At 45.1% G+C, this 24,219-nt stretch carries 29 protein-coding genes; 13 read left to right on the forward strand and 16 right to left on the reverse strand.

Annotated features, from left to right (window positions below; translation table 11 throughout):
* The 4 genes from DK430_RS12580 to DK430_RS12595 form a co-directional block, all read right to left on the reverse strand.
* Window positions 1-711: TerC family protein (locus tag DK430_RS12580; protein WP_109079398.1), on the reverse strand; the 711-nt coding region annotated here is incomplete at its 3' end.
* A 62-nt stretch (window positions 712-773) separates the two neighbouring features.
* Window positions 774-1,442, reverse strand: coding sequence for a DNA mismatch repair endonuclease MutH (gene mutH, locus DK430_RS12585; RefSeq protein ID WP_109079399.1), 669 nt, complete (start codon window positions 1,440-1,442; stop codon window positions 774-776).
* Complete coding sequence (locus DK430_RS12590) at window positions 1,439-1,978, reverse strand: methylated-DNA--[protein]-cysteine S-methyltransferase (RefSeq protein WP_109079400.1); 540 nt, start codon at window positions 1,976-1,978, stop codon at window positions 1,439-1,441. Before DK430_RS12590 ends, mutH begins: the two co-directional genes overlap by 4 nt.
* Before the next feature lie 70 nt (window positions 1,979-2,048).
* Window positions 2,049-3,449, reverse strand: a complete 1,401-nt coding sequence (locus DK430_RS12595; RefSeq protein WP_109079401.1) for an outer membrane protein transport protein — start codon at window positions 3,447-3,449, stop codon at window positions 2,049-2,051.
* Window positions 3,450-3,683: 234 nt separating this feature from the next.
* On the opposite strand from DK430_RS12595, the gene DK430_RS12605 reads away from it, so the two are divergent.
* Entirely contained in the window at window positions 3,684-3,974 is a 291-nt protein-coding gene (locus DK430_RS12605) for a YfcZ/YiiS family protein (RefSeq protein WP_109079403.1), read from the forward strand.
* A gap of 63 nt (window positions 3,975-4,037) precedes the next feature.
* On the opposite strand, the gene murA is transcribed toward DK430_RS12605, so the two are convergent.
* From murA to mlaF, 7 genes are read right to left on the reverse strand one after another with little or no spacing between them, the layout of a single operon-like run.
* Window positions 4,038-5,315 (reverse strand): UDP-N-acetylglucosamine 1-carboxyvinyltransferase, encoded by a 1,278-nt coding sequence (gene murA / locus DK430_RS12610; protein WP_109079404.1) that lies wholly within the window; start codon window positions 5,313-5,315, stop codon window positions 4,038-4,040.
* A 16-nt stretch (window positions 5,316-5,331) separates the two neighbouring features.
* Entirely contained in the window at window positions 5,332-5,589 is a 258-nt protein-coding gene (locus DK430_RS12615) for a BolA family protein (protein WP_005541027.1), read from the reverse strand.
* A complete protein-coding gene (locus tag DK430_RS12620; RefSeq protein ID WP_109079405.1) occupies window positions 5,589-5,948 on the reverse strand; it encodes an STAS domain-containing protein in 360 nt (119 codons plus the stop codon). Before DK430_RS12620 ends, DK430_RS12615 begins: the two co-directional genes overlap by 1 nt.
* 3 nt (window positions 5,949-5,951) lie before the next feature.
* Window positions 5,952-6,593: a phospholipid-binding protein MlaC gene (gene mlaC / locus DK430_RS12625; RefSeq protein WP_109079406.1), complete on the reverse strand. Its 642-nt coding sequence runs from the start codon at window positions 6,591-6,593 to the stop codon at window positions 5,952-5,954.
* A gap of 28 nt (window positions 6,594-6,621) precedes the next feature.
* Window positions 6,622-7,131, reverse strand: a complete 510-nt coding sequence (gene mlaD / locus DK430_RS12630) for an outer membrane lipid asymmetry maintenance protein MlaD (protein ID WP_109079407.1) — start codon at window positions 7,129-7,131, stop codon at window positions 6,622-6,624.
* 17 nt (window positions 7,132-7,148) lie between these two features.
* Complete coding sequence (mlaE, locus tag DK430_RS12635) at window positions 7,149-7,934, reverse strand: lipid asymmetry maintenance ABC transporter permease subunit MlaE (protein WP_109079408.1); 786 nt, start codon at window positions 7,932-7,934, stop codon at window positions 7,149-7,151.
* On the reverse strand, window positions 7,928-8,725 hold the full coding sequence (gene mlaF / locus DK430_RS12640; RefSeq protein WP_109079409.1) for a phospholipid ABC transporter ATP-binding protein MlaF: 798 nt from the start codon (window positions 8,723-8,725) through the stop codon (window positions 7,928-7,930). The genes mlaE and mlaF overlap by 7 nt, the downstream gene beginning before the upstream one ends.
* A 286-nt stretch (window positions 8,726-9,011) precedes the next feature.
* On the opposite strand from mlaF, the gene lptC reads away from it, so the two are divergent.
* Genes lptC through rapZ form a run of 5 tightly spaced genes read left to right on the forward strand, consistent with a single transcriptional unit; the run spans window position 9,012 to window position 12,242 of the window.
* Window positions 9,012-9,587, forward strand: coding sequence for an LPS export ABC transporter periplasmic protein LptC (gene lptC, locus DK430_RS12645; protein WP_109079410.1), 576 nt, complete (start codon window positions 9,012-9,014; stop codon window positions 9,585-9,587).
* A complete protein-coding gene (gene lptA / locus DK430_RS12650; protein ID WP_109079411.1) occupies window positions 9,568-10,086 on the forward strand; it encodes a lipopolysaccharide transport periplasmic protein LptA in 519 nt (172 codons plus the stop codon). Before lptC ends, lptA begins: the two co-directional genes overlap by 20 nt.
* A 5-nt stretch (window positions 10,087-10,091) precedes the next feature.
* A complete protein-coding gene (lptB, locus tag DK430_RS12655) occupies window positions 10,092-10,817 on the forward strand; it encodes an LPS export ABC transporter ATP-binding protein (protein WP_109079412.1) in 726 nt (241 codons plus the stop codon).
* Between the two features lie 3 nt (window positions 10,818-10,820).
* The gene (gene ptsN, locus DK430_RS12660) at window positions 10,821-11,345 is read left to right on the forward strand and encodes a PTS IIA-like nitrogen regulatory protein PtsN (protein ID WP_109079413.1); all 525 of its coding nucleotides are present in this window, start codon (window positions 10,821-10,823) and stop codon (window positions 11,343-11,345) included.
* Between the two features lie 42 nt (window positions 11,346-11,387).
* Window positions 11,388-12,242: an RNase adapter RapZ gene (gene rapZ / locus DK430_RS12665; protein ID WP_109079414.1), complete on the forward strand. Its 855-nt coding sequence runs from the start codon at window positions 11,388-11,390 to the stop codon at window positions 12,240-12,242.
* 5 nt (window positions 12,243-12,247) lie between these two features.
* Here rapZ and xseA read toward each other — a convergent pair whose 3' ends face one another.
* From xseA to DK430_RS12685, 4 genes are read right to left on the reverse strand one after another with little or no spacing between them, the layout of a single operon-like run.
* On the reverse strand, window positions 12,248-13,582 hold the full coding sequence (xseA, locus tag DK430_RS12670) for an exodeoxyribonuclease VII large subunit (protein ID WP_109079415.1): 1,335 nt from the start codon (window positions 13,580-13,582) through the stop codon (window positions 12,248-12,250).
* Between the two features lie 6 nt (window positions 13,583-13,588).
* Window positions 13,589-14,782, reverse strand: a complete 1,194-nt coding sequence (locus DK430_RS12675) for a ribosomal protein uL16 3-hydroxylase (RefSeq protein ID WP_109079416.1) — start codon at window positions 14,780-14,782, stop codon at window positions 13,589-13,591.
* A gap of 33 nt (window positions 14,783-14,815) precedes the next feature.
* The gene (locus DK430_RS12680) at window positions 14,816-15,109 is read right to left on the reverse strand and encodes an RnfH family protein (RefSeq protein WP_109079417.1); all 294 of its coding nucleotides are present in this window, start codon (window positions 15,107-15,109) and stop codon (window positions 14,816-14,818) included.
* Window positions 15,099-15,533 (reverse strand): type II toxin-antitoxin system RatA family toxin, encoded by a 435-nt coding sequence (locus DK430_RS12685; protein ID WP_109079418.1) that lies wholly within the window; start codon window positions 15,531-15,533, stop codon window positions 15,099-15,101. The genes DK430_RS12680 and DK430_RS12685 overlap by 11 nt, the downstream gene beginning before the upstream one ends.
* A gap of 73 nt (window positions 15,534-15,606) precedes the next feature.
* On the opposite strand from DK430_RS12685, the gene DK430_RS12690 reads away from it, so the two are divergent.
* A complete protein-coding gene (locus tag DK430_RS12690) occupies window positions 15,607-16,023 on the forward strand; it encodes an EamA family transporter (RefSeq protein ID WP_109079419.1) in 417 nt (138 codons plus the stop codon).
* A gap of 91 nt (window positions 16,024-16,114) precedes the next feature.
* Here the strand turns inward: DK430_RS12690 and gap are convergent, their stop codons facing one another.
* Window positions 16,115-17,119, reverse strand: coding sequence for a type I glyceraldehyde-3-phosphate dehydrogenase (gene gap, locus DK430_RS12695; protein WP_109079420.1), 1,005 nt, complete (start codon window positions 17,117-17,119; stop codon window positions 16,115-16,117).
* Window positions 17,120-17,359: 240 nt separating this feature from the next.
* On the opposite strand from gap, the gene gmk reads away from it, so the two are divergent.
* Genes gmk through murI form a run of 6 tightly spaced genes read left to right on the forward strand, consistent with a single transcriptional unit; the run spans window position 17,360 to window position 23,898 of the window.
* Window positions 17,360-17,998 (forward strand): guanylate kinase, encoded by a 639-nt coding sequence (gene gmk, locus DK430_RS12700; RefSeq protein WP_109079421.1) that lies wholly within the window; start codon window positions 17,360-17,362, stop codon window positions 17,996-17,998.
* Window positions 17,999-18,054: 56 nt separating this feature from the next.
* Window positions 18,055-18,321 (forward strand): DNA-directed RNA polymerase subunit omega, encoded by a 267-nt coding sequence (rpoZ, locus tag DK430_RS12705; RefSeq protein ID WP_005575983.1) that lies wholly within the window; start codon window positions 18,055-18,057, stop codon window positions 18,319-18,321.
* 41 nt (window positions 18,322-18,362) lie between these two features.
* Window positions 18,363-20,486 carry a bifunctional GTP diphosphokinase/guanosine-3',5'-bis pyrophosphate 3'-pyrophosphohydrolase gene (gene spoT / locus DK430_RS12710; RefSeq protein WP_109079422.1) on the forward strand — a complete coding sequence of 708 codons (2,124 nt, stop codon included), beginning with the start codon at window positions 18,363-18,365 and terminating at the stop codon, window positions 20,484-20,486.
* On the forward strand, window positions 20,487-22,568 hold the full coding sequence (recG, locus tag DK430_RS12715; protein ID WP_109079423.1) for an ATP-dependent DNA helicase RecG: 2,082 nt from the start codon (window positions 20,487-20,489) through the stop codon (window positions 22,566-22,568).
* Entirely contained in the window at window positions 22,561-23,058 is a 498-nt protein-coding gene (locus DK430_RS12720) for a chorismate--pyruvate lyase family protein (protein ID WP_109079424.1), read from the forward strand. The genes recG and DK430_RS12720 overlap by 8 nt, the downstream gene beginning before the upstream one ends.
* A gap of 30 nt (window positions 23,059-23,088) precedes the next feature.
* Window positions 23,089-23,898, forward strand: a complete 810-nt coding sequence (gene murI / locus DK430_RS12725; RefSeq protein ID WP_109079425.1) for a glutamate racemase — start codon at window positions 23,089-23,091, stop codon at window positions 23,896-23,898.
* Window positions 23,899-24,219: the final 321 nt, after the last annotated feature.

Genomic DNA, 24,219 nt, shown 5'->3' on the forward strand with positions numbered 1-24,219 from the left:
AGATGTGTCTAAGAGACATGTATTGAGAATTTCCACAAATACGGAAAAGCCCATGGCAAAATAAATATAGGCTTTCGGAACATGGATGCCGGCACTTTCGATAATCAACGCAACACCAATCAGAATCAGGAAAGCGAGCGCCAGAATTTTGAAGGTCGGGTGATTTTCCACAAAATCGCCGATAGGTTTGGCGGCAAACATCATCATGCCCACGGCGATGATAATGGCGGTGACCATAATTTCAATTTGATTCACCATGCCTACGGCAGTGATCACGGAATCCAGCGAGAAGACAATGTCGAGCAAGGCAATTTGAATGAGTACGCCGATAAAGCTGACTTTTTTGCTGATTTCATGATGTTCTTCTTCCGTGTGCGGTGTCATGGCTTCTCGAATCTCATTAATACTTTTGATAATCAAGAATAAACCACCGAAAAACAGAATTAAATCCCGTCCGGAAACGCCTTTGCCGAATACATCAAAGAGCGGTTCGGTGAGTCGCATCATCCAAGAAAGGGTCAATAGTAGTAAAATACGGGTGCCCATTGCAAGGCTTAAACCGATAATTCGTCCCGGTTGACGTTGTTTTTCCGGTAATTTCGCCACCAGAATGCTGATTAAAATAATGTTGTCGATACCCAGCACGATTTCTAGTGCCGTTAGGGTTAACAAGGCAACAACCGCCTCGGGACTCAAAAGCCATTCAAACATAATATTTCCTTAAAATAAAACAGGTGCGCGATCATATAGCTTTGCGGAGTAAATGAAAAGGATTAAATGGTTTGTTGCACAAATTGTTGCAGAATTTGATGAGTGAATTCTTTGCGCAAATAAAAACCGAGAGGAAGTGTGTCGATAATTTCGCCGTTTTTACCGATGCCTTTGGTGAGCGCTTTGCTGTTGGCACCCTTCGGACGAAGCTGTAAGACCTCGCCTAATCGGGCGTTAATTTTATCCAGTTGCCCTAACACAATATAGTCCATCAGTTCTTCCCAATCCCATTGTAGTTGGGCTTCTTGTTGAGCTGTCGGTTGCCATAAAATCGGCGTACCGATATGCCGCTCTGCCAACGGAATATGGCGACTGCCTTCAATGGGAATCCAAAGCACGCGGGATAATTTATGGCGTACATGGGAGTTTTGCCAGTTCACGCCGCTGTTTTGAATCAGCGGGGCAAGACTGACAAAGGTGGTTTCTAACGGATAACCCTGTGCGTTGATAGGTAACGTCTTCAGCTCAATGCCCAAGTGGCTGAAATCTTGCTCCGCTTTGCTACCGGCAGTCGCACCTAACGCCGTTTCAAGTAACATGCCCACCCAGCCTTTATCGCGTTTTAAATCTGGCGGCACGGGGATATGCAACTGTGCCGCCAATTCGCCAAAAGTAAGTCCGGCGATGGCTTGCGCACGGGCGAGCAGTTCTTCTGTGGTTTGCGGGATCATTGGTGATATTTCTTGAAAAAACGCGGTTTCACGACTTCTTTACCTTTATCAACATAAGAAATCTTTTCCAGTTGCAGCAAAAAACGCTTGGCGACCAAACCGCCTCCAAAGCCGGTAAGCGCCCCGTCTTTACCTAAAATGCGGTGGCAGGGAATAATAATACTGATGGGGTTGCTCCCCACCGCACCGCCGACCGCCCGCACCGCTTTGGGGTTCTCAATCAGTTTAGCTAACTCGCCGTAACTGGCGGTCTGTCCGTAGCCGATTTGGCGTAGTGCCTGCCAAATGCGCTGTTGGAATGGCGTGCCTTGTGGTGCTAACGGAATTTCGTCGAAGGTTTCCTGTTCGCCGTTGAAGTAGCGATTAAGCGCTTCTCGAACCAGCTCAAAGAGCGGCAAATCGTTCTTTTCCCGCCATTTAGGATTCGGCGCGAATTGCTCCAGTTCAAAATCCAGATGGGTGAGATGTTTGCCGTCGGATAACATCAGCAAGTTGCCCAACGGTGAGGAAGCGTAACTGTAAAAAAGTGCGGTCATATTTTTCCCTGTTTCACAAAAATAAAAGCGTACCGAAGTACGCTTTTATTATGCGGGATTTTTATGCCGATTAGAAACGGTAATTGAGGTTTAAGCCATAGAGATTGGCTCTTGCTTTTGATTGATAATCCGCTTCCACGACAACTAACCCGTTAGCTAAGCTTTGATTTTCTCTGAAGCTAAGTTTTTTGCCGCGTAAATGGGCGAAACCGACATCCACAGAAAAATCAGGCGTGAATTTATAGGTGGCACCCACACTGTACCAAGTGCGATCGGTATCCGGAATAGAGGCGGAGTGGTGTTCTCCGGTAGCACTTTCATCATAAGCAACACCTGCACGCAAAGTTAACTGTTCGGTTAAATCATAAGTCGCACCGAGGGCAAGGCGTGAATTATTACGGTATTGTTCTTCTTTATGGAAGGCTAATTTGCCATCGTTATAAGTCGCATGCAGATCTTTCAAACGCTCCCAACGGGTGTATTTATAGCTATAGTGCATAGCGAATTTATCGGTGAACTGGTGATAACCCGACACCTCCCAATAGCTTGGTAAATGTAGCGTTAAACCACCTTCGCCTACATAAGCTTGAGTACCTAACGGACCGTAACTTAACGCGGTGTGATCTTTGAAATCAATATCGACTTTTGAGTGATATGCGACACCGATACGGTTTCTGTCATTGAATTCGTAAAGCAAGCCTGCATTCCAACCGAATGCCCAAGCCGCCTTATCTTGCAACTGGGTTAATAGTGTTCCTTTCTCAATTTGCGCGCCCAAACCGCCCAGACGTGCCATTAATCCGGTCGGTTGAAGTCCTAACGCGGCAGCGCGGGCAGCAATTTGGCGTTGTAAACTCGGATTCGTGCGTACATTATCAATGGCGGTATCTAAAATACCTGCCGTACGTTCCACTTTCGCTTTGGCATAAATGGCATTTAAACCTAAACCTGCGCTCCAGCCCTCAGAGATTCGGTAGGAACCGCTTAGGTTTAAATTCACAGCGGTTAAGTCGGTTTTTCCTCCGAATAGACCGGCGTCATAGTTACCGTCATATTCGCTTTTTAAACCGAAATTGACGTTCATACCGGTACCGATAGCGAACTTGTCATTAATCGGGGCGACGAAATACATATTTGGAATCAAAGAGCCGGGAACAACACTTTTTTGGTGTGCCGAGCCTCTGGCAACTTCAACACCCAAGACTTTAGCCGTTACCGGTCCATCCATATGAATTCGGGAATCCACATAAACGCCACCGACGGAAAATTCGTTTTGTTTGAACAGGCTCATGAGTGCAGGGTTGGTTGCCACAACGGCGGCATTGTCTGCGATGGCGGCTTCACCGGCATAGGCGCGACCTAAACCGGAGGTGGACACTTCGGCTAATTGGAATGCCGCAGCGGAGGCTCCACCGGCTACGGTTAATAGCAGCGTGGAGAGAAGAGTTTGAGTAAATTTGCGGGTTGTCATTTTTGTCCCTTTTCTGCGCCTGCCAAGAGGCGTTGTTTGGTTAATGTTTATTGGTTGTTGTTTCTTAGGAAAACGCGCCATTCTAAAAAAACAAAGGAAGAGGGAGCAATATTCTTTTCATATTTTGCCGAGTGTTCAGACCAGTAGGCGCGGAAAAGTGCGGTCGGATTTTGTATTAAATTTGAATAATGCTAAAATAGTTGAAAATTTCAATTCTTTTTACAAGGAGATATTATGAGCACATTGAAATGTCAGGCGGAAGAAGCAAAAGTTTGTTGTTGTGTGGATGTGGGGACGGTTATTGACGGCTCCGACTGTACGGTGGATTTTGAACAGGTTTATGCAACGGAAGATGCGGCGAAAGAAGCCTTAAGCTATTTAACCGAAAAAGCCAAGGCGGCGGAAAGCGACCCGTGCAAAATCAGCAGCGAAATAAGTGCGGTGGAAAATGGCTTTAAATTGAAAGCGCAGTTTGAGTTTAGTTGCCAAGCGGAATCTATGATTTTCCAACTTTCTACGCGTTAATTGATTTAAATAAAAAGGCTTAAGTTGAAAAACTTAAGCCTTTATTTTTTGGCTATTAACTCGCTAGCCTTCTTCAGTTTCTTCGTTGAAACGTTCAATGCGTGCACCCAAGCTACGTAGTTTTTCTTCAATGCGTTCATAGCCGCGATCAATGTGATAAATACGATCGACGATGGTTTCACCGGTGGCGATACAGCCGGCAAGGACCAAGCTGATAGACGCACGTAAATCCGTTGCCATCACTTCTGCACCGGATAAATGTGCAACACCGTGACAGATCGCAGTATTGCCTTCAATTTCCGCTTTACCGCCCATGCGGATTAGTTCCGGAATGTGCATGAAACGATTTTCAAAAATGGTTTCGGTAATAATGCTGGTACCGTTTGCCACCATATTTAACAAGGTGAATTGCGCCTGCATATCTGTTGGGAAGCCCGGGTATGGTGCGGTGCGAATATTCACTGCTTTCGGACGATTGCCCCACATATCTAAGGTAATTGTGTTTTCGGTAACATCCACTTGTGCACCGGCTTCGCGTAGCTTATCAATGACGGCATCCAGCGTATTCGCTTTGGTATTTTTACATACGATACGACCGCCGGAAATGGCGGCAGCGACTAAGAATGTGCCGGTTTCAATGCGATCGGGCACGATGCTGTGTTCACAACCGGTTAAGCGATCTACGCCTTCAACGGTAATAGCGTCGGAACCTGCACCGCTGATTTTGGCACCCATTTTATTTAAGAATTCTGCGGTGTCGGCAATTTCAGGTTCACGGGCGGCATTCTCAATGACGGTTGTGCCTTTTGCTAAGGTCGCTGCGATCATGATAGAAAGGGTAGCGCCCACGCTGACTTTTTCCATCACGATACGGGTGCCGGTCAAACGTCCGTTCACATAGGCTTTGACATAGCCGTCTTCAAGGGCGATTTGGGCACCGAGACGTTCTAAACCGCTGATGTGTAAATCCACGGGACGGGCACCGATAGAGCAGCCGCCCGGTAAGGAAACTTGGCCTTGATTGAAACGCGCTACCAACGGTGCTAATGCCCAAATTGACGCACGCATGGTTTTTACCAACTCGTAAGGGGCAACAAAATGATCGATTTTTGAGGCGTCCAAACGCACTGTACCAGGTTCTGTTTGTTCTACGATTACGCCTAACTGACGTAAAATTTTAAGCGTGGTTTCGATATCTTTCAGATCTGGCACATTAGTTAAAGTGACCGGCTCCGTAGCCAAAATGGCGGCGAATAAAATCGGTAATGCCGCATTTTTAGCACCGGAAATTTCTACGGTTCCTTTTAAACAAGATTGTCCGTAAACTCGAAATTTTTGCATAATAATTTCCTATGAATTAGGCGGGTTGATTAAGTAAACGTTCGCGTTTCCATTTTTCAACGGTATAAGTGCGGATGGAAAGCGCATGAATTTCATTGCTGGAAATGTGGTTCAAAAGCGGGGCATAAATCATTTGTTGTTGTTTGACTTTGGAAAGTCCTTCAAATTGATCGCTGACGGCGATAACGCCGTAATGTGCATCTTCGCCTTGTACATACACTTCATCAAGATTCAGTGCTTCTTTTAAGATTCGTTCGATTTCTTGAGTTTCCATTAACTATTTCCATCGGTTTTACTAAATTGCGCAATCCAGTCGGACAAGCCGAACAGATCTGCGAGTGTCAATAATTGGGACGGTGGATTTTGCAGAATTTGTTTCCGTTCATTTGTCAAACGGGTTTGATTATGTTGTAGAAAATCACACAACAACGCGAACCCGGCGGAATCAATACGACTGACTTGAGATAAATCCCAATATATATCGCTTTCTTCCGTTTTCCGTTCCAATAAAAAAGAAGCACGTTGCTGCCATAGCGGCAACAACGTGTTACGAGATAATTCCCCTTTTAAGCGGAGCGTTATCTTACCATCATTTTGTTGTGATTCCCAATGTAAACTTTGTGGTTGTTGCATTGATTATTTGCTCAAGGTAATTGGGGTATCGGCAGATTTTTGTAATTGCGCGGTCAGCGCGTCTAAGCCTTGTTTGCGAATAATCGGGCTCCATTCCTGCTGTTTGGTATTTACCATGCTGGCGCCGCCGGCAGTCATATCGTAAACCTGCCATTGACCGGTTTTACTGTTTTTATACCAGTAGAAATCCACGTTTAACGGCGGTTGATTATTGGGTTGCGCCACTTTTACATTGACGATGGCAAGGCTACCTGATTCTTCTTTCATTTTGCCGATTTGAATGCTTTGGTCGGTGTACATGGTTAAGACTTGTGCATAAACCTGTTCAATGTATTTATCCAGCACGGCAAAATAACGATCACGTTCTTCTTGCGTCACGGTTTTATAATGTTGTCCTAAAATTTTAGAACCGGCATATTTTACATGAACATACGGCATCAAATCTTGACGCACGATGGTTTTTAAATAATTCGGATCTTGCTTGATACGACTTTGATTCGCTTTAATGTCGCTGAATAATTTATCCGAAACCTGTTGTGTTAAGGTTTGCGGGTTATCTTCCGCCATCACTTGTTGCATTGCAAAAAGTGCGGTGAAAATTACCAGCGTTTTTGCCAACCAGTTTTTTAACTTGATTTTTAACATACCTTTTGCTCCTTTTAGGTTGCGTTAACTACTGACTTTCTGCTGCATCATTGGATTCGGCAGCGGCTTTTTTGTCTTTGTCACCGTATAAAAATTGTCCGATAAGATCTTCCAGCACCATGGCGGATTTGGTATCGACAATTTTGTCACCTTCTTTCAACATGGCAACTTCACCGTCATTAAACCCAATGCTTAATGCAATGTACTGTTCGCCCAATAACCCGGAGGTTTTAATGGATAGGGAACTGGTTTCAGGAATTTCGTTATATTCCTGATTAATGGCGATGGTGACTTTCGGTAAATAAGTTTGCGGATCCAAGGCGATGTCGGATACGCGTCCAATCACAACGCCGCCCACTTTAAGCGGGGCGCGTACTTTTAGTCCGCCGATATTATCGAAAGTTGCATGAACGCGGTAAGATTTTGTTTCGCTGAAACCTTGCACGTTTGCTACTTTTAAGCCCAAAAAGATCAGCGAGCCAATGCCGAGAAGTAAAAATAAACCTACCCAAAATTCATATTTAATGGTTTGTCGCATACTATTTCCTTACAAAATTAATTCGCACCGAACATGATTGCCGTCAGTACGAAGTCTAAACCTAATACCACTAATGAAGCATGTACCACCGTTCTGGTGGTGGCTTTGCTGATGCCTTCCGACGTCGGAATACAGTCATAGCCGTTAAACAGCGCAATCCAAACAACCGCAATGGCGAAGAACAGGCTTTTAATGAATCCGTTAAAAATGTCGTGGCTCCAAGTCACAGAACTTTGCATGACCGACCAAAAACTGCCCGAATCCACGCCTTTCCAGTCCACGCCTACCAAAGAGCCCCCCCAGATACCGATAGCGATAAAAATAATAGACAGAATCGGCATGGCGATCACACCCGCCCAAAAACGCGGTGCAATGACGCGACGCAACGGATCCACCGCCATCATTTCCAAGCTGGATAATTGTTCTGTGGCTTTCATTAAGCCGATTTCGGCGGTTAATGCGGAGCCTGCACGTCCGGCGAATAAAAGTGCGGTCACCACAGGGCCTAATTCGCGTAGCAACGATAATGCCACTAGTTGCCCCAGACTGGTTTCCGCCGAGAAATCCACCAATACCACATAGCCTTGCAAACCTAACACCATGCCGATAAATAGACCCGACAGCATGATAATCAATAAGGATTGCACACCAAGCACATGAAGTTGCTTGATTAATAAAGGAAAATGTTTATTAATTTGCGGTTTGCCGATAAGTGCGCCAAATAAAAGAAAACCGGCGCGTCCCATGGCGCGGGCAAAATTAATGGCGTTGCGTCCGAGAGCTGAAATTAACTTGGTTAACATTCAAACAACTCCTCAATGTAATTTGGCGCAGGATAATGAAAACGAACCGGACCGTCCGCCTGACCTTGTAAAAATTGTTTGACCTGCGGATCCTGACTTGCCAACAACTGTTCCGATGTCCCCTCGGCGATTACATGCTGATCGGCGATAATGTAAGCGTAATCGGCGATACTTAACACTTCCTGCACGTCATGGGAAACCACAATGGAGGTTAGATTCAGCGCTTCGTTTAAACGTTTGATTAAGCTGATAATCACGCCCATGCTGATAGGATCTTGCCCGGTAAACGGCTCATCAAACATGATTAAATCGGGATCTAGCGCAATAGCGCGGGCTAGGGCGGCACGGCGTGCCATTCCGCCGGAAAGCTCGGACGGCATTAAATCGGCGGCGCCGCGTAAACCCACCGCTTCCAGTTTCATTAATACGATTTGGCGAATTAATGAGGGCGGCAGATTGGTGTGTTCACGAATCGGAAATGCGACGTTATCAAAGGTGGAAATATCGGTAAATAATGCACCGGACTGGAATAACATCCCCATACGTTTACGGGCTTCGTAAAGTTCGCTGTTGGATAGCGTACAAATGTCTTGTCCGTCGAACAGAATTTCACCTTCAGAAGGCATCAGCTGACCGCCGATAAGCTTCAATAAGGTGGTCTTTCCAATTCCCGACGGCCCCATAATGGCGGTAATTTTTCCGCGGGGAACGCGCAAATTCAGATCGTGGTAAATAATCCGTTCGCCGCGTTTAAACGTAAGGTGTTTTACTTCAATTAAAGTTTTGTTCATAAAACCTGATTGGTAAAGGCTTAAGCGCCTAGGCTAAATAAAATAAGTTGCGATACTCTATGAAATCCCAATGAATGTCAAATAGAATTACACATTCTTTAATGTCTTAAATATCCCTCCTTGGACTGTGTTTTTTATAAAATGTTCCTGAACCGTACGGAGAAATCTTTTCGCCAAAAAACGCTGCCAAAACCGACCGCACTTTACATTGCTTTTTTATAGTTTTCAGTAAAACTGTGCTATCATTGCGCCTTATTATTAACCGTTATAACAGAATTTGTATTGTATGAATATTCGTTTGAATATTGTCTTAGCCGTGATTGCGTTGGGATTATTGGCTTGGTTTTATAGCCTGAATCAGGAAGACGAAAGTCTGAAAGATCTGATTAAAACGGCGGACAGTCCGGAATATGTCGGGCAAAAAATGAATACCACCGTGTATTCGCCCACCGGTAAAAAACAGTATTTGGCAACCGCTGAAAAAGTCGAGCATTATACTTCGGATGGGCATACCGACTTTCAACAACCGGTGGTTTTGCTGTTGGATATTGAAATTCAAAATGCCGATAAAGAAAGCTGGAAACTCAGCGCCGACAAAGCGCGTCTAACCAAAAACAATATGTTGTATTTGGACGGCAATGTGATTGCGCAAAGCCTTTCCGCACAATCCCGTCTGCAACGTATTGAAACGGAAAGTGCGGTGGTGAATTTAACCACGCAAGATATCAGTTCGGATCACATGGTAAAACTTAACGGGCAGAATTTTAATTCCACAGGCTTAAAATTAACCGGCAACTTGCAGCAACAAGTGGCTACATTAAAAGAACAGGTAAAAACATATTATGAAATCAGTAAGCAATAACATTTTTCTTGCTTCCACATTAATGTTGGTGTCTTTGTCCGCGCTGGCATTAAAAGACGATACCAACAAACCGATTAACATCGTTTCCGATAACCAATCTTTAGACATGACCAGCAGGGTCGTAACCTTTACCGACAATGTGGTAATCACTCAAGGTTCCATCGTGGTGAAAGCCAACAAAGTGATCATCACCCGTCCGGAAGAAAATTCCAAAGGCAAAGACACCGTTGAAGCTTTCGGCAATCCGGTGACCTTCCATCAAATCATGGACGACGGCAAACCGGTAGACGGCAAAGCCAATAAAGTGTTTTATGATCTCGGTACGGAGTTTTTAACGTTAACCGGCAATGCCGAATTAAAGCAACTGGACAGCAAAATCAACGGCAATGTGATTACCTATGATGTGAAAAAACAACAGCTTAAAGCCAATGGTTCCTCCGGTTCCCGTGTAAAAACCGTATTAATTCCGGCTCAACTCAATAATGCAAAAGGAAAATAGAGTTCATGGCGATTCTGTATGCTGAAAATTTAGCGAAAAGTTATAAAAACCGCCAAGTGGTTTCCGATGTAAGTCTTACCGTACATTCCGGCGAGATAGTCGGGTTATTGGGGCCGAACGGTGCAGGGAAGACTACCACGTTCTATATGGTGGTGGGGTTAGTGAACCACGATCAAGGTAAAATCCGTATTGACGAGGAAGACATCAGCCTGCTGCCGATGCACAATCGTGCGCAAAAAGGCATCGGCTATTTGCCGCAGGAAGCCTCTATTTTCCGCCGTCTCAGTGTGTATGACAATTTGATGGCTGTGTTGGAAATACGCAAAGATTTGACCGCACTTCAGCGTCGCGAGAGAGCTGACGAGTTAATCGAAGAATTTAATATCGGTCATATTCGTGATAATTTGGGGCAATCTTTGTCGGGTGGGGAGCGTCGCCGTGTAGAAATTGCCCGTGCGTTGGCGGCAAACCCGAAATTTATTTTGTTAGATGAACCTTTCGCCGGAGTGGATCCAATTTCGGTGATTGATATTAAAAAAATTATCAAAGATTTGCGTGATCGCGGTTTGGGCGTGTTGATTACCGACCACAACGTGCGTGAGACGCTAGACGTGTGTGAACGTGCCTATATTGTGAGTTCAGGCAAAATGATCGCCACCGGCACGCCGCAAGAAATTATGAACGACAAATTGGTAAAAGACGTTTATTTAGGCGCCGATTTCCAACTTTAGCTTATGAAATTTACTGAATTATTAACGCCGGAATGCATCCGTCAGGGCATGATTTTGTCCAGTAAAAAGCGTGTATTTGAATCTATTGCGCATATTGTGGAAGAAACATTGCAGATGGAAAACGGCGAGCAATGCTGTTTTGAATGTTTGTGTAGTCGTGAAAAATTGGGTAATTCCGGTCTGGGCGGCGGAGTAGCGATGCCGAAAGGGCGCTTGCCGGCAGACACTCAACCTGTCGCGGTCTTCATCCAATTGGATTCTCCTATTGACTATGACGCCTCGGATCATCGTGAAGTGGATTTAATTTTTGCTGTATTGATTCCGGAAAATATGTGCGCCGATTATATTCAATGCCTGCCGAAATTAGCGGAAAACCTAACGGATAAATCGCTGTGCAAACAATTGCGCGCAGCCAAAAGTGCGGATGAAATCTGGCAAATTTTTCTGCACTATGATCAATGTGCCAATATCAATGAAGCCGTTCCGACGGAACCGGCTGTCGAGGATTTAACAAAATCGCAGGCGTAATCATTAATTTTTAACGAAAAAAACTGAATTAGCGGGGGTGTTATGGAAATTATCATCATCAGTGGTCGTTCCGGGGCGGGAAAATCCGTCGCATTAAGAGCGTTGGAGGATATGGGCTATTACTGCGTGGATAACCTGCCTTTGGATTTATTGCCTCAGCTTATTCAGATTTTATCTGCCGGTCAGCCTGCCGTAGCAATTAGCTTGGATATTCGTAACCTGCCGAATTCCCCGCAACTGCTTGAAAATACGATTAACGAATTGCAGCAGGAACATAATGTGAAGATTATTTTCCTGGATGCGGACACCGGCACACTTATTCGCCGTTACAGTGATTCCCGTCGTTTACACCCGTTGTCCACCCAAGACCTTTCCTTAGAAGCCGCCATTGAAGAAGAACGTAACCGTCTTGAACCTTTGGTTCAGCAAGCGAATTTGCTCATAGACACTGCTTCTTTGTCCACTCACGAATTAGCGGCGCGGCTACGTGAGTTTTTACGTGGACATACCGATAAGGAATTGAAAATTGTAGTGGAATCTTTTGGTTTTAAATACGGCATTCCATTGGATGCGGATTATGTTTTTGACGTACGTTTTTTGCCGAACCCCCATTGGAATCCGGGCTTGCGTCCGCTGACCGGGTTAGACGAAGAAGTGGCGGAGTTTCTCAATAAACACAACGAAGTACATCAATTCATTTACCTTACCCGTTCTTATATCGAAACCTGGTTACCATCGCTGGAGCAAAATAACCGTAGTTATTTAACCATCGCTATTGGCTGCACCGGCGGTAAACACCGCTCCGTTTACATTGCCGAACAACTGGGAAAATATTTTCAGGACAAGGGCAAAAACGTCAAAATTCTGCATTGCTCATTGGCAAAGCATAAAAAATAACCCGTCTATTTTTTCTCTATTTGGTGAATTCGGCTGACAATTATGCCGTCGGTAAGGCGTGTTGTGATTTGTTCGCCGACATTAACCGCATTAATTGATGTAACGGCTTGATTATGTTGGTTTTGTGTAATGGAATAGCCGCGCGACAACACCTTCAACGGGCTTAAGCTATCCAGCTTGCCGCACAGATGTGCCAGCTGTTTCTGTTGACGTTCCAGCTTTAAATTCACTTCGGAATTTAACCGCACTTTTAGCTGCGCTAGCAGCTGCTCATAGCGTTGGATTCTTAAAGGCAATGGATTTTTAGATAACCGAGCAGAAAGTGCGGTCAGATTTTCCGATGTTTTTTGCCAACGATGAAGTAGGCTTTGTTGTAAACGATGGCGTAATTGCGTGATAAGCTGTTGCTGAATGCGTAACTGCGCCTGCGGATGTTGGTTTTGTAGGCGTAAAAATATATGTTGTAAGCGCCGTTTTTTTTCGGTAAAAATCCGATCCAACGCAATTTCCATGCGTTGTTGGCGATATTGGAATTGCTGTAATAATTCCGTTTGATCGCGACTCACCAGTTCCGCCGCGGCAGACGGCGTTGGCGCGCGTAAATCGGCGACAAAATCGGCAATGGTCACATCGGTTTCATGACCGACGGCGCTGATAATCGGGATGGCGGAATCAAAAATGGCACGTGCTACTATTTCTTCGTTAAAACACCATAAATCTTCCAATGAACCGCCTCCACGTCCGACAATCAAAACATCCGTTTCGTGACGTTGATTGGCAAGTTGAATCATTTGTGCAATTTCGGCTGCCGCATCTTTGCCTTGCACGGAGGTCGGATAAATGATGACTTTCAGGCTCGGATCACGGCGTTGGAGAATGTGCAAAATATCCTGCAATGCCGCCCCTGTTTTGGAGGTGATAATGCCAACCGCCTTACTAAAGTGCGGTAGGTTTTTTTTGTGATTTTGAGCGAATAACCCTTCCGCCGCCAGCTTAAGTTTTAACATCTCAAACTGCTGCATAAGCAACCCTTCACCGGCAAGGTGCATGCTTTCGATAATCAGTTGATAATCGCCGCGCGGTTCATACAAACTGACCGCCGCGCGCACCAATACCTGCATGCCATTGGCAGGACGAAAGCCCACACGCAGGTTTTTCATGCGGAACATGGCGCAACGTACTTGGGCGTTTTCATCTTTTAAACTTAAATACCAATGTCCGGAGACGGGCTGGGTAAAGTTAGAAATTTCTCCGGTGAGCCAAACCTGTCCGAGCCGGTTTTCCAACATCAGGCGAACGGATTGATTTAACTGGCTGACCGAATAAATGTTTTCGCTCATGCCGCTTTACTCGTTTAATAATGCCCAACCGTCGTCTAACCAGTTGCAAATGCTGTCAACCAGCACTTCCATGGAGATTTGTTGGTCTTGCAGGCTTCCGATTAAGCGGGTTAAAAAGGCAAAGTCAACGATTTCACCATCGGCAAGTTGTTTTAAGATTTCCGCCTCAGCGTAGGTCAGCTCGTCCAACCATTCGCCGTTGGCATAAATGCGGAACGGATCTTGGGTGTAAACCAGTTTGCAGTTGTTGTCCTGACGTAGTTTACCGCCATGTTCAAAGGTTTCTAACACCTCTTCCGGATCGGCAAAGCCGGCGACTTCCAGTAATTCATAACGTCTGCGGCTGACTGTGGTGGCAAGGGCTTGTTGGAACAAGGCATCAAATTGTTCTGAATTTGCCAGTTGTTGTAAGAAAAGTTGCTTTATTTGTTGCACATCCGATGGGGTTAGTTCGCCGGTTTTTTGTGTGGCGGGGCTTAAACGGAACGGAATATTGAGTTCATTCAGTTCCAGATTTGGATGGCAAAGTTGATTTCCAAGGTCTTCCAATAATTCCGATGTGTTCGGGTAACGTAATCCGAAGGAGACGGTGAGACAATCGTCTTGCGCGATACCATAGTGGGCAAGGCGGGAAGGCACATAAAGTACATCGCCGGGTTCCATTACTTCATCGAAAATCAACTCGCCCATGTCATCAAAAATGCGAATCGGTTGATTCGGTTTAAATTCTGTGGTCGGCTCGCACCATTTGCCTAATTGCCAGCGGCGATGTCCATAAGCCTGCACTAAAAAGACATCGTACTCATCATAATGTTTACCGACAGAACCGCCTTGTGGTGCGAAAGACACCATAATGTCGTCACGCTGCCATTGCGGGATAAAACCGAATTTTGTCCATAAATTGCCAAGTAACGGGGACCATTGTTCCATGTCTTGTACCAAAACCGACCATTTCTCAGGTAAATTTTCAAAATCCTCTTTGGATAACGGACTGGTGCGTAATTCCCAGTTATCGTCGGTATGTTGCTTAATTAAACGGGCGGCAACTTCTTCCGTTTTAGCGAGTTCGGTGATATCTCGAGGTTCAAGCATACCGATAATTTCCGGTAAACCGCGACGAATTAATAAGGGTTTTTTCTGCCAGTAATCGCGTAAAAAGATTTCCGGCGTGATATTTTGAGGTAAACAGAATTTGTTCATATACATTCCTTGGATCTGCTGTGTGAGTTAGCGTTATTTTTTCTTAGCCTGTTCTTCGGCACGTTTACGCCGAATTTCTTTTGGATCCGCCAGAAGCGGACGATAAATTTCAATGCGATCGCCATCTTTCAACTGATCCGTCAATTTTACGGGGCGGCTGAAAATGCCGATTTTATTTTCACGTAAATCAATGTCGGTAAATTGTTGCAAAATGCCTGACTGCAAAATAGCCGTTTGTACCATGGTGCCTTCATCGACACTAAATGACTTTAGGTAATGATGGTCGGGAAACGCATAGGCAATTTGAATGTTGATTTTATTTGCCATAAATTTGTTTTGCTCGTTGTTTAAAGGCATCAATCATCTTATTGGTTAAATGGGTAAAGATTTGACCAAAAGCAAATGCAACCAGCGGATTGGAAAATTCAAATTCTAAATAGAGTTGAATTTGACAACTTTTTTCATCCAACTCGGTAAATTTCCATTCACCTTGCAAGAATTTGAACGGTCCGTCAACTAATTGCATTCTAATTGATTGATTTTCTTTCATTGTATTACAGGTCGTAAACTTTTGTCGAATGCCCGCTTTGCTGATTTCCAATTCGCCGGTTAATTGCACCGCACTTTTATTCAAGGTGCGGCTGCCGACACAGCCGGGTAGAAATTCGGGATAACGCTCATAGTCATTAACTAGCCGGTACATTTGTTGTGCGCTGTATGGGACGAGCGCAGATTGATTAACGATAGTCATAAGGATGAAATTCGTGTATGAAAAAACGTGCTATATTATAAAGGAAATATTGCAGAAACTTTAGGGGATTAAAATGAATTGGGTCTGGTTTGCGATCGGCTCCGCATTTTTTGCCGGATTAACGGCAATTTTAGGGAAATTAGGCGTCGAAGGGCTGAACAGTAATTTGGCAACATTTATTCGTACTGTGGTGATTTTATTTGTGATTGTCGCCATTATCTCCATGCGCAACGAGTGGCAACTGCCACAACATATTGCGACCAAACCGGTCATTTTCCTGGTGTTGTCCGGTGTTGCCACCGGGCTTTCCTGGCTTTGTTATTACCGCGCTTTACAACTTGCGCCGGCTTCTTGGGTGGCGCCCATTGATAAATTAAGCGTGGTGATTGCTATTGTGTTGGGTGTGACTATCTTGGGTGAGCCGATCAGCATGAAATTGATTGTAGGGGCGGGATTGATTCTTTCCGGCGTATTGGTATTGGCATTTTAAAAACACATTGAAAAACAACCCCACTTTTTCCTCTTCACAGATAAAAAAATAGCTCCCTTTTGGGAGCTATTGTCTATTTAGAGTTAAGAGATTAGCCTTTGTAGTTGTAAACGTGAGCGACTAAGTCTAATACTTTGTGAGAATAACCGGTTTCGTTGTCGTACCAAGATACAAGTTTCACGAAAGTGTCGGTTAATGCGATACCTGCAGCCGCATCGAATACGGAAGTCAAGGCGCAACCGTTGAAGTCTGTGGAAACAACGGCATCTTCAGTGTAGCCTAATACGCCTTTCATTTCGTTTTCGGAAGCGCGTTTTAATTCTGCACAGATTTCTGCGTAAGTTGCAGGTTTTTCAAGGTTAACGGTTAAGTCAACAACAGAGACGTTCGGAGTAGGAACGCGGAATGCCATACCGGTTAATTTGCCGTTTAATGCAGGAATGACTTTACCTACTGCTTTAGCCGCACCTGTTGAAGATGGGATGATGTTTTGGGAAGCACCACGACCACCACGCCAGTCTTTAGCAGACGGACCGTCAACGGTTTTTTGTGTTGCTGTCGTTGCGTGAACGGTTGTCATTAAACCGTCTTTGATACCGAATTTATCGTTGATAACTTTCGCTAATGGCGCTAAGCAGTTTGTTGTACAAGAAGCGTTGGAAACGATGTCTTGACCTTTATAAGCATCAAAGTTTACGCCACGTACGAACATTGGTGTGCTGTCTTTGGACGGGCCGGTTAAAACCACTTTTTTCGCACCGGCAGTGATGTGTTTACGGGCAGTTTCGTCAGTTAAGAATAAACCGGTTGCTTCAACCGCAACATCAACACCGATTGCACCCCAGTTTAAGTTTGCCGGATCACGTTCTGCAGTTACGCGAATCGCTTTACCGTTTACGACCAAGTTGCCGTCTTTCACTTCAACTGTGCCGTCGAAACGACCGTGAGTTGAATCGTATTTCAACATATACGCCATGTATTCAACGTCGATTAAGTCGTTGATACCCACAACTTCGATGTCATCACGATGTTGTGCTGCACGGAATACGATACGGCCGATACGACCGAAACCATTGATACCAATTTTAATTGCCATAAGATTTCACCTTATATTTTAAGTTAAACGAAAAGGTTGAGGTTGGCATTTGACTCCGCCTACCTATTTTGCGGCAGATTATAACACGCTTTCTTTAACTTGAGAATGCGTCTCTGATCGGATGAAGAGAAAATGTCCTTGTCGAGGGATGAAAAAATTCTGCAAAAAATGACCGCACTTTTGCTGATTTTTTATCGGCTTAGGGGCATAATAAGCAAAATTACTCACAAGAGATTCATTATGTTGCAAGGCAATTTATATATTATTTCCGCCCCGAGCGGCGCAGGCAAGTCATCGCTGATTAATGCGTTATTAACCCGAAACCATGCACATCAAATGATGGTGTCCGTTTCCCATACCACCAGACAACCGCGCCCGGGCGAGTTGGAGGGGATACATTATTATTTTGTATCTCATGGTGAATTTGAACATTTGATTGAACAACATGCGTTCTTGGAATACGCCAAAGTTTTTGGCGGTAATTATTACGGTACATCATTATTTGCCATTGAGGAAAATTTAGCTAAAGGTATTGATGTGTTTCTTGATATTGATTGGCAGGGCGCGCAACAAATTCGCGAAAAAGTGCCGAATGTAAAAAGTATTTTTATTTTGCCGCCGTCATTGCAGGAATTGGAAAAACGTTTAATCGGACGCGGTCAGGACAGTGCAGAAGTGATTGCCGACAGAATGACAAAAGCGATTGATGAAATCTCCCACTATAATGAATATGATTACGTCATCGTGAACGATAACTTTGAACAGGCGCTTGAGGATTTACAGGCGATTTTGCGTGCCGAGCGGCTGACCTTGGCGCATCAGCAGCAAGAAAATCAAGGCTTGATTGAACAACTACTGGAAAAATCGCCTTCATTCTAGTACCATACTGACCCTTTATTGAATTCAAAGACAGATTTAGCAAATTGGAGTAATTTATGGCTCGTGTAACCGTGCAAGACGCAGTAGAAAAAATTGGTAACCGTTTTGATTTGATTTTAACTGCTGCCCGTCGCGCAAGACAATTACAGCTGCATACGCGTGAACCGCTGGTGCCGGAAGATAATGATAAACCCACAGTGATCGCGTTGCGTGAAATTGAAAAAGGTTTAATCAATAATGAAATTTTAGATGCGCAGGATCGTCATGAACATTTGGCGCATGAAAGAGTGGAAGTGAACGCCGTTTCTTTATTGTCCGAATAAAGTGCGGTTAAAATTTACAGCGTTTTTTAGTCGGGTGTGTTTTGTATTTATTTGAAGGTTTACATCATATTATTCAGGCGTATTTACCGCCTGAGCAAATTGAATTGGTTAAACGCGCATTTGTGATTGCCCGCGATGCACACGAAGGACAATCACGCTCCAGTGGTGAACCTTACATTACCCACCCCGTTGCTGTGGCCTCCATCATCGCCGAAATGCGATTGGATCATGAAGCCGTCATGGCGGCTTTATTACATGACGTCATTGAAGACACACCTTATACGGAAGAACAGCTGAAAGCCGAGTTCGGCGCCAGCGTAGCAGAAATTGTCGAAGGTGTCTCAAAACTCGACAAACTCAAATTCCGAACCCGCCAAGAGGCGGAAGTGGCGAACTTCCGTAAAATGATCCTTGCCATGACCAAGGATATCCGCGTGGTTCTCATCAAACTTGCCGACCGTACCCACAATATGCGCACACTCAGTGCACTCCGCCCTGACAAACGCCGTCGTATCGCCAAGGAAACGCTAGAGATTTATGCGCCTTTAGCCCACCGTTTGGGTATCGAACACATCAAAAACGAACTGGAGGATCTTGGTTTTGAAGCCATGTATCCGCAACGTTATGCGGTGTTACAGAAAGTCATACAGATTGCCCGCGGTAATCGTAAAGATATGATCGAACGTATTTCCACCGAAATTAAAGGGCGTTTGCAGGATGTAGGCATTCAGGCACGGGTTTTCGGGCGTGAAAAGCATTTGTACGCCATTTATCAAAAAATGCGTTTAAAAGATCAGCAGTTTCATTCCATTATGGATATTTACGCGTTCCGTACCGTCGTGAATAACGTAGATACCTGCTATCGCGTGCTGGGGCAAATGCACAGTCTTTATAAACCTCGTCCGGGGCGGGTAAAAGATTATATTGCCGTGCCGAAAGCCAATGGCTACCAATCTTTGCATACGTCCATGATCGGCCCGCATGGTGTGCCGGTGGAAGTGCAAATTCGTACTGAAGAAATGGATCAAATGGCGGAAATGGGCGTAGCGGCGCATTGGGCGTATAAACAGGGTGGTCGTAACGACAGCACAACAGCACAAATTAAGGCGCAACGTTGGCTCCAAAGTTTAATTGAGCTACAACAAAGTGCGGGTAATTCCTTTGAATTTATCGAAAGCGTTAAATCGGAATTCTTCCCGAAAGAGATTTATGTGTTTACGCCGAAAGGCCGTATTGTGGAACTGCCGAAAGGCGCGACACCGGTGGATTTCGCCTATGCCGTGCATACGGATGTGGGGCGAAATTGTGTCGCCGCCAATGTGGATCGCAAACCTTATCCGTTGTCACAAGCGCTGGAATCCGGTCAAACCATTGATATTCTCACTTCGCCGAATGCCAAACCGAACGTGGCATGGTTAAATTTTGTGGTGACCGCCAAAGCCCGTTCCAGTATTCGCCACGCCTTGAAAGACTTACGTCATGATGAAGCCATTGAGTCCGGTAAACGTCAATTAGCTCACGCATTAAATCCAATAAAATTAGAAGAGCTTAATCTTGAGTATACGCAAAATGTGTTAACGGAGCTTAAATTAGCCAGCCTGAATGATTTGTTTATGGAAATCGGTTTGGGTAATCAAATGAGCACCGTCATTGCGCATCGCTTGTTGGGCGAATCCATTGAAATTGATACGGACGGTAATCCCGATAACAATGCCAGCCCGTTGGAAATTAACGGCAACGGCGGTTTGCTAACCACCTTTGCGCAATGTTGTCATCCTGTTCCTGGCGATCCGATCATTGCTTACGCCAGCCCGGGCAAGGGCTTGGTAATTCACCATGAAGCTTGCTCAAATTTGAAAGATCGCAAAGATAATCCGAAACATTATATGTCCGTTGACTGGGAAAAAAGCAGCGCCCAACTTGAATTTGAGGCGGAACTGCGTATCGAAATGATTAATCAGCAGGGCACGTTACCGCACTTAATGTCAACAATTTCCTCCATGGACAGCAATATTCAAAGCATTTGGACGGAAGAGCAGGAAGGGCGTTTGTATCAAATTATCGTACTGCTGACGGTGAAAGATAAAAAACATCTTGAGCACATCATCCGTAAAATCAAATCAATGCCCGAATTAATCAGCATTGAGCGCAATATCAATCAATAAATGAATACCCAATTATTAGATGCGATTCCGTTAACGGCAATTTCCGGTGTCGGTGCCGCCGTGGCGCAAAAGTTAGGTAAATTGGGTATTTTTAATCTGCAGGATCTGTTATTCCACCTCCCCCTTCGTTATGAAGACCGCACCCGAATTACGCCTATCGCCGATTTACAGGCAGAGCAGTACGCCACTATTGAAGGCGTGGTGCAAAGTAGCGAAGTGCAATTTGGGCGTCGACCGATGCTGATGGTTTACCTTTCTGACGGCACATCCAAATTGGCGTTGCGCTTTTTTAATTTTAACGCCGGCATGAAAAACAGTTTGCAGCCCGGCGCACGGGTGAAGGCGTTCGGTGAAGTGCGTCGCGGTCGTTTTATGGCGGAAATCCATCACCCCGAATATCAGATTATTCACGACAACAAACCGCTGGTGCTGGCGGAAACCCTCACGCCGATTTATCCTGCCACCGAAGGGCTAAAACAAACGTCATTGCGCAAATTAATCGCACAAGCCTTGCTTGTCTTGGAGAAAACGCCTTTAGCCGAACTGTTGCCGGCGGACTGTAACCCACATCCTTTTAACTTGAAGTCCGCCATTCAGTTTTTACACAATCCGCCACCTGACGTGTCGTTGACAACACTGGAAGAAGGCAAACATCCCGCACAGCAACGGCTCATTTTTGAAGAGCTACTGGCATACAATCTTGCTATGCAAAAAGTGCGGTCGGGAATTCAGGCGAATTTTGCCGATGCCCTCGTTTATCAATCCAATTTAAAACAACGTTTTTTAGCGCAGTTACCTTTTCAGCCGACCAAGGCGCAATGGCGGGTAACGGAAGAAATTGAGCGCGATGTAGCGCAAACATACCCGATGATGCGTTTAGTGCAAGGCGATGTGGGCTCCGGTAAAACGTTGGTGGCAGCACTGGCGGCACTGATTGCCATTGATAACGGCAAACAAGTGGCGTTGATGGCACCGACGGAAATTTTGGCGGAACAACACGCGGTGAATTTTCGTCGCTGGTTTGAGCCGCTTGGCATTCAAGTGGGCTGGCTTGCGGGCAAGGTGAAAGGAAAGCAACGCGCCGCTGAACTGGAAAAAATAAAAAGCGGCACAGTGCAAATGGTGGTGGGCACCCATGCATTATTTCAGGAGGAAGTGGCGTTTCATCAGTTGAGCCTGGTGATTGTGGACGAACAACATCGTTTCGGCGTGCACCAACGTTTGATGTTGCGTGAAAAAGGCAATCAGGCGGGCGTGTATCCTCATCAGTTAATTATGACCGCCACGCCGATTCCGCGCACGCTTGCCATGACCGTGTATGCGGATTTAGATACGTCAATTATTGATGAACTGCCGCCGGGGCGCACGCCGATTACCACCATTGCCATTTCCGAAGAGCGCCGTGCGGAAATTATCGAACGGGTTAATGTGGCATGTACCCAAGAAAAACGGCAAGCTTATTGGGTTTGTACGTTAATTGATGAGTCGGAAGTGTTGGAGGCGCAGGCGGCAGAAGCTGTGGCGGAAGATCTCCGCAAAATTTTACCGCACTTGCGTATCGGCTTGGTGCACGGACGGATGAAACCAACTGAAAAACAGGCGGTTATGGCACAATTTAAGCTCGCCGAGTTGGATTTATTGGTTGCAACCACGGTGATTGAAGTGGGCGTGGACGTGCCGAATGCCAGTTTAATGATTATTGAAAACGCCGAACGCTTGGGGCTGTCCCAGCTTCACCAGCTTCGCGGGCGCGTAGGGCGAGGCAGTACGGCATCTTTTTGTGTCTTAATGTATAAACCGCCGCTTGGTAAAATTTCACAAAAGCGTTTGCAGGTCATGCGAGACACCCAAGACGGCTTTGTGATTTCGGAAAAAGATCTGGAAATTCGGGGGCCGGGCGAAGTGCTTGGCACCAAACAGACGGGCATTACCGAATTTAAAGTGGCAAACCTCATGCGTGATCGCAAAATGTTGCCGACGGTGCAGTTTTACGCCAAGCAACTGGCACAAAAATATCCGCAAGTTGCCGAATTATTGATTCGCCGCTGGCTTAATAATCGTGAGATTTATAGCAATGCCTGATTCTATCTTTGCCTCTTTAGTCTGGCGGAATGAAGACGCGCCGGAAGTGCGGCGGGTTCCTCTAGCTATTCAAAATTGGTTATTTGAAAAAGGCTCATTGACCGCCAGATTAAAACAGGCTTGCCATCAATTTGAGGTAAAAGTGCGGTCGGAAAAATGGATAGAAAAAACGTTTGAAAATGAGACCGCACTTTTGCCGATAGCGCCTTATTGGTGTCGGGAAGTGGTATTGTACGGTGACGGAAAACCTTGGATTGAAGCCCGCACATTAATTGCGAAAGATTTGTTGGCGTGCTATCAGGCACTATCTGTATTAGGCAATAACCCCATCGGAGAGTGGCTGTTTTCTCAGGCGCCGGAAAGATTGCTGATTCAGTGGGCGCAAGATCCCAAAAGCCGACGATATGCCCGCCGTTCCTTGTTTTCAATACAAAAAATGCCATTGCTCATTAGTGAGCTTTTCCTTGAGAACAGCCCCGCAAGCGAATAAAATGGCACAAATTTTTCCATCCAATTGATTATGGACAAACAAACAAAACCCACCATTTTTTTCTTTGATTCTGGCGTCGGCGGCTTCAGTGTATACCGTGAGGTCAAACAACTTTTGCCTGATTATCAGTATTTGTATTGCTTTGATAACGCGTATTTTCCTTATTCCGAGAAGTCGGAAGAAAGCATTATTGCGCGCACATTAAACATCTGCCAAAGCATAGATAATATGTTTCCTTTAGACCTTATTGTTATCGCTTGCAATACGGCAAGTACAGTGGTTTTGCCGACATTACGCGAGCATTTTTCGATTCCGATTGTGGGCACTGTTCCTGCAATTAAGCCGGCAGCGCAGCAAACTGTCACAAAACATATCGGCTTGTTGGCAACAAAAGGCACGGTAAAACGTCAATATTTATCGGATTTAATTAATAAATATGCCGATGACTGCCGGGTTGAGAAAATTGGTAGCACAAAATTAGTAGAATTGGCAGAACGGAAATTACATGGCTATCCTATTAATTTAAATGAAATTAAATCCGAATTAAGTGAATGGATGCAACTGTCCGATTTGGATTGCGTGGTATTGGGGTGTACCCATTTCCCGCTGATAAAAACCGAAATTCAGCAATGTCTGCCTCAAGTGACACATTTCATCGATTCGGGCGTCGCCATTGCCAAACGGGTACAATTCTTGCTTCATGGCGCCAAAGTGCGGTCAAAAAATCAAATGAATTCACAAGTTTTTTGTACGAAGGCGCTTGCACAAGAAGACGGCTTACTGCAACTCATTCACACCCTTGGATTTGAAAAGTTAAATTTGTTGAATATTAATCGCTGAGCATAAGGAATATTCAATGCGAAAAGCCAAAGAGCGGTCAGAAATCCAACTGTTTTTCTGACCGCTCTTTTTTGTGGCTTTATTATTTTGGTATGTATGTAAAGGTAAAACTTGGCGACTTTATAAGCAGATGGCAAAAAAGTTCAATTTTTTTCTAAAAAGGTATTGCAAAGATTTTGTAAATGCCTATAATACGCCCCCGCAACGACGCGCCGTTGTGAAGTGAAAACAGCGCGTCGTTTTTTGTTCTTTAACAATCAATCAGACAAACTGTGTGGGCACTTGAAGATTCGTTTTTGATAGATTTAAAAATAGAGTGAG

The sequence above is a fragment of the Aggregatibacter kilianii genome (assembly GCF_003129965.1).
Classification (GTDB): Bacteria; Pseudomonadota; Gammaproteobacteria; order Enterobacterales; family Pasteurellaceae; genus Aggregatibacter; species Aggregatibacter kilianii_A.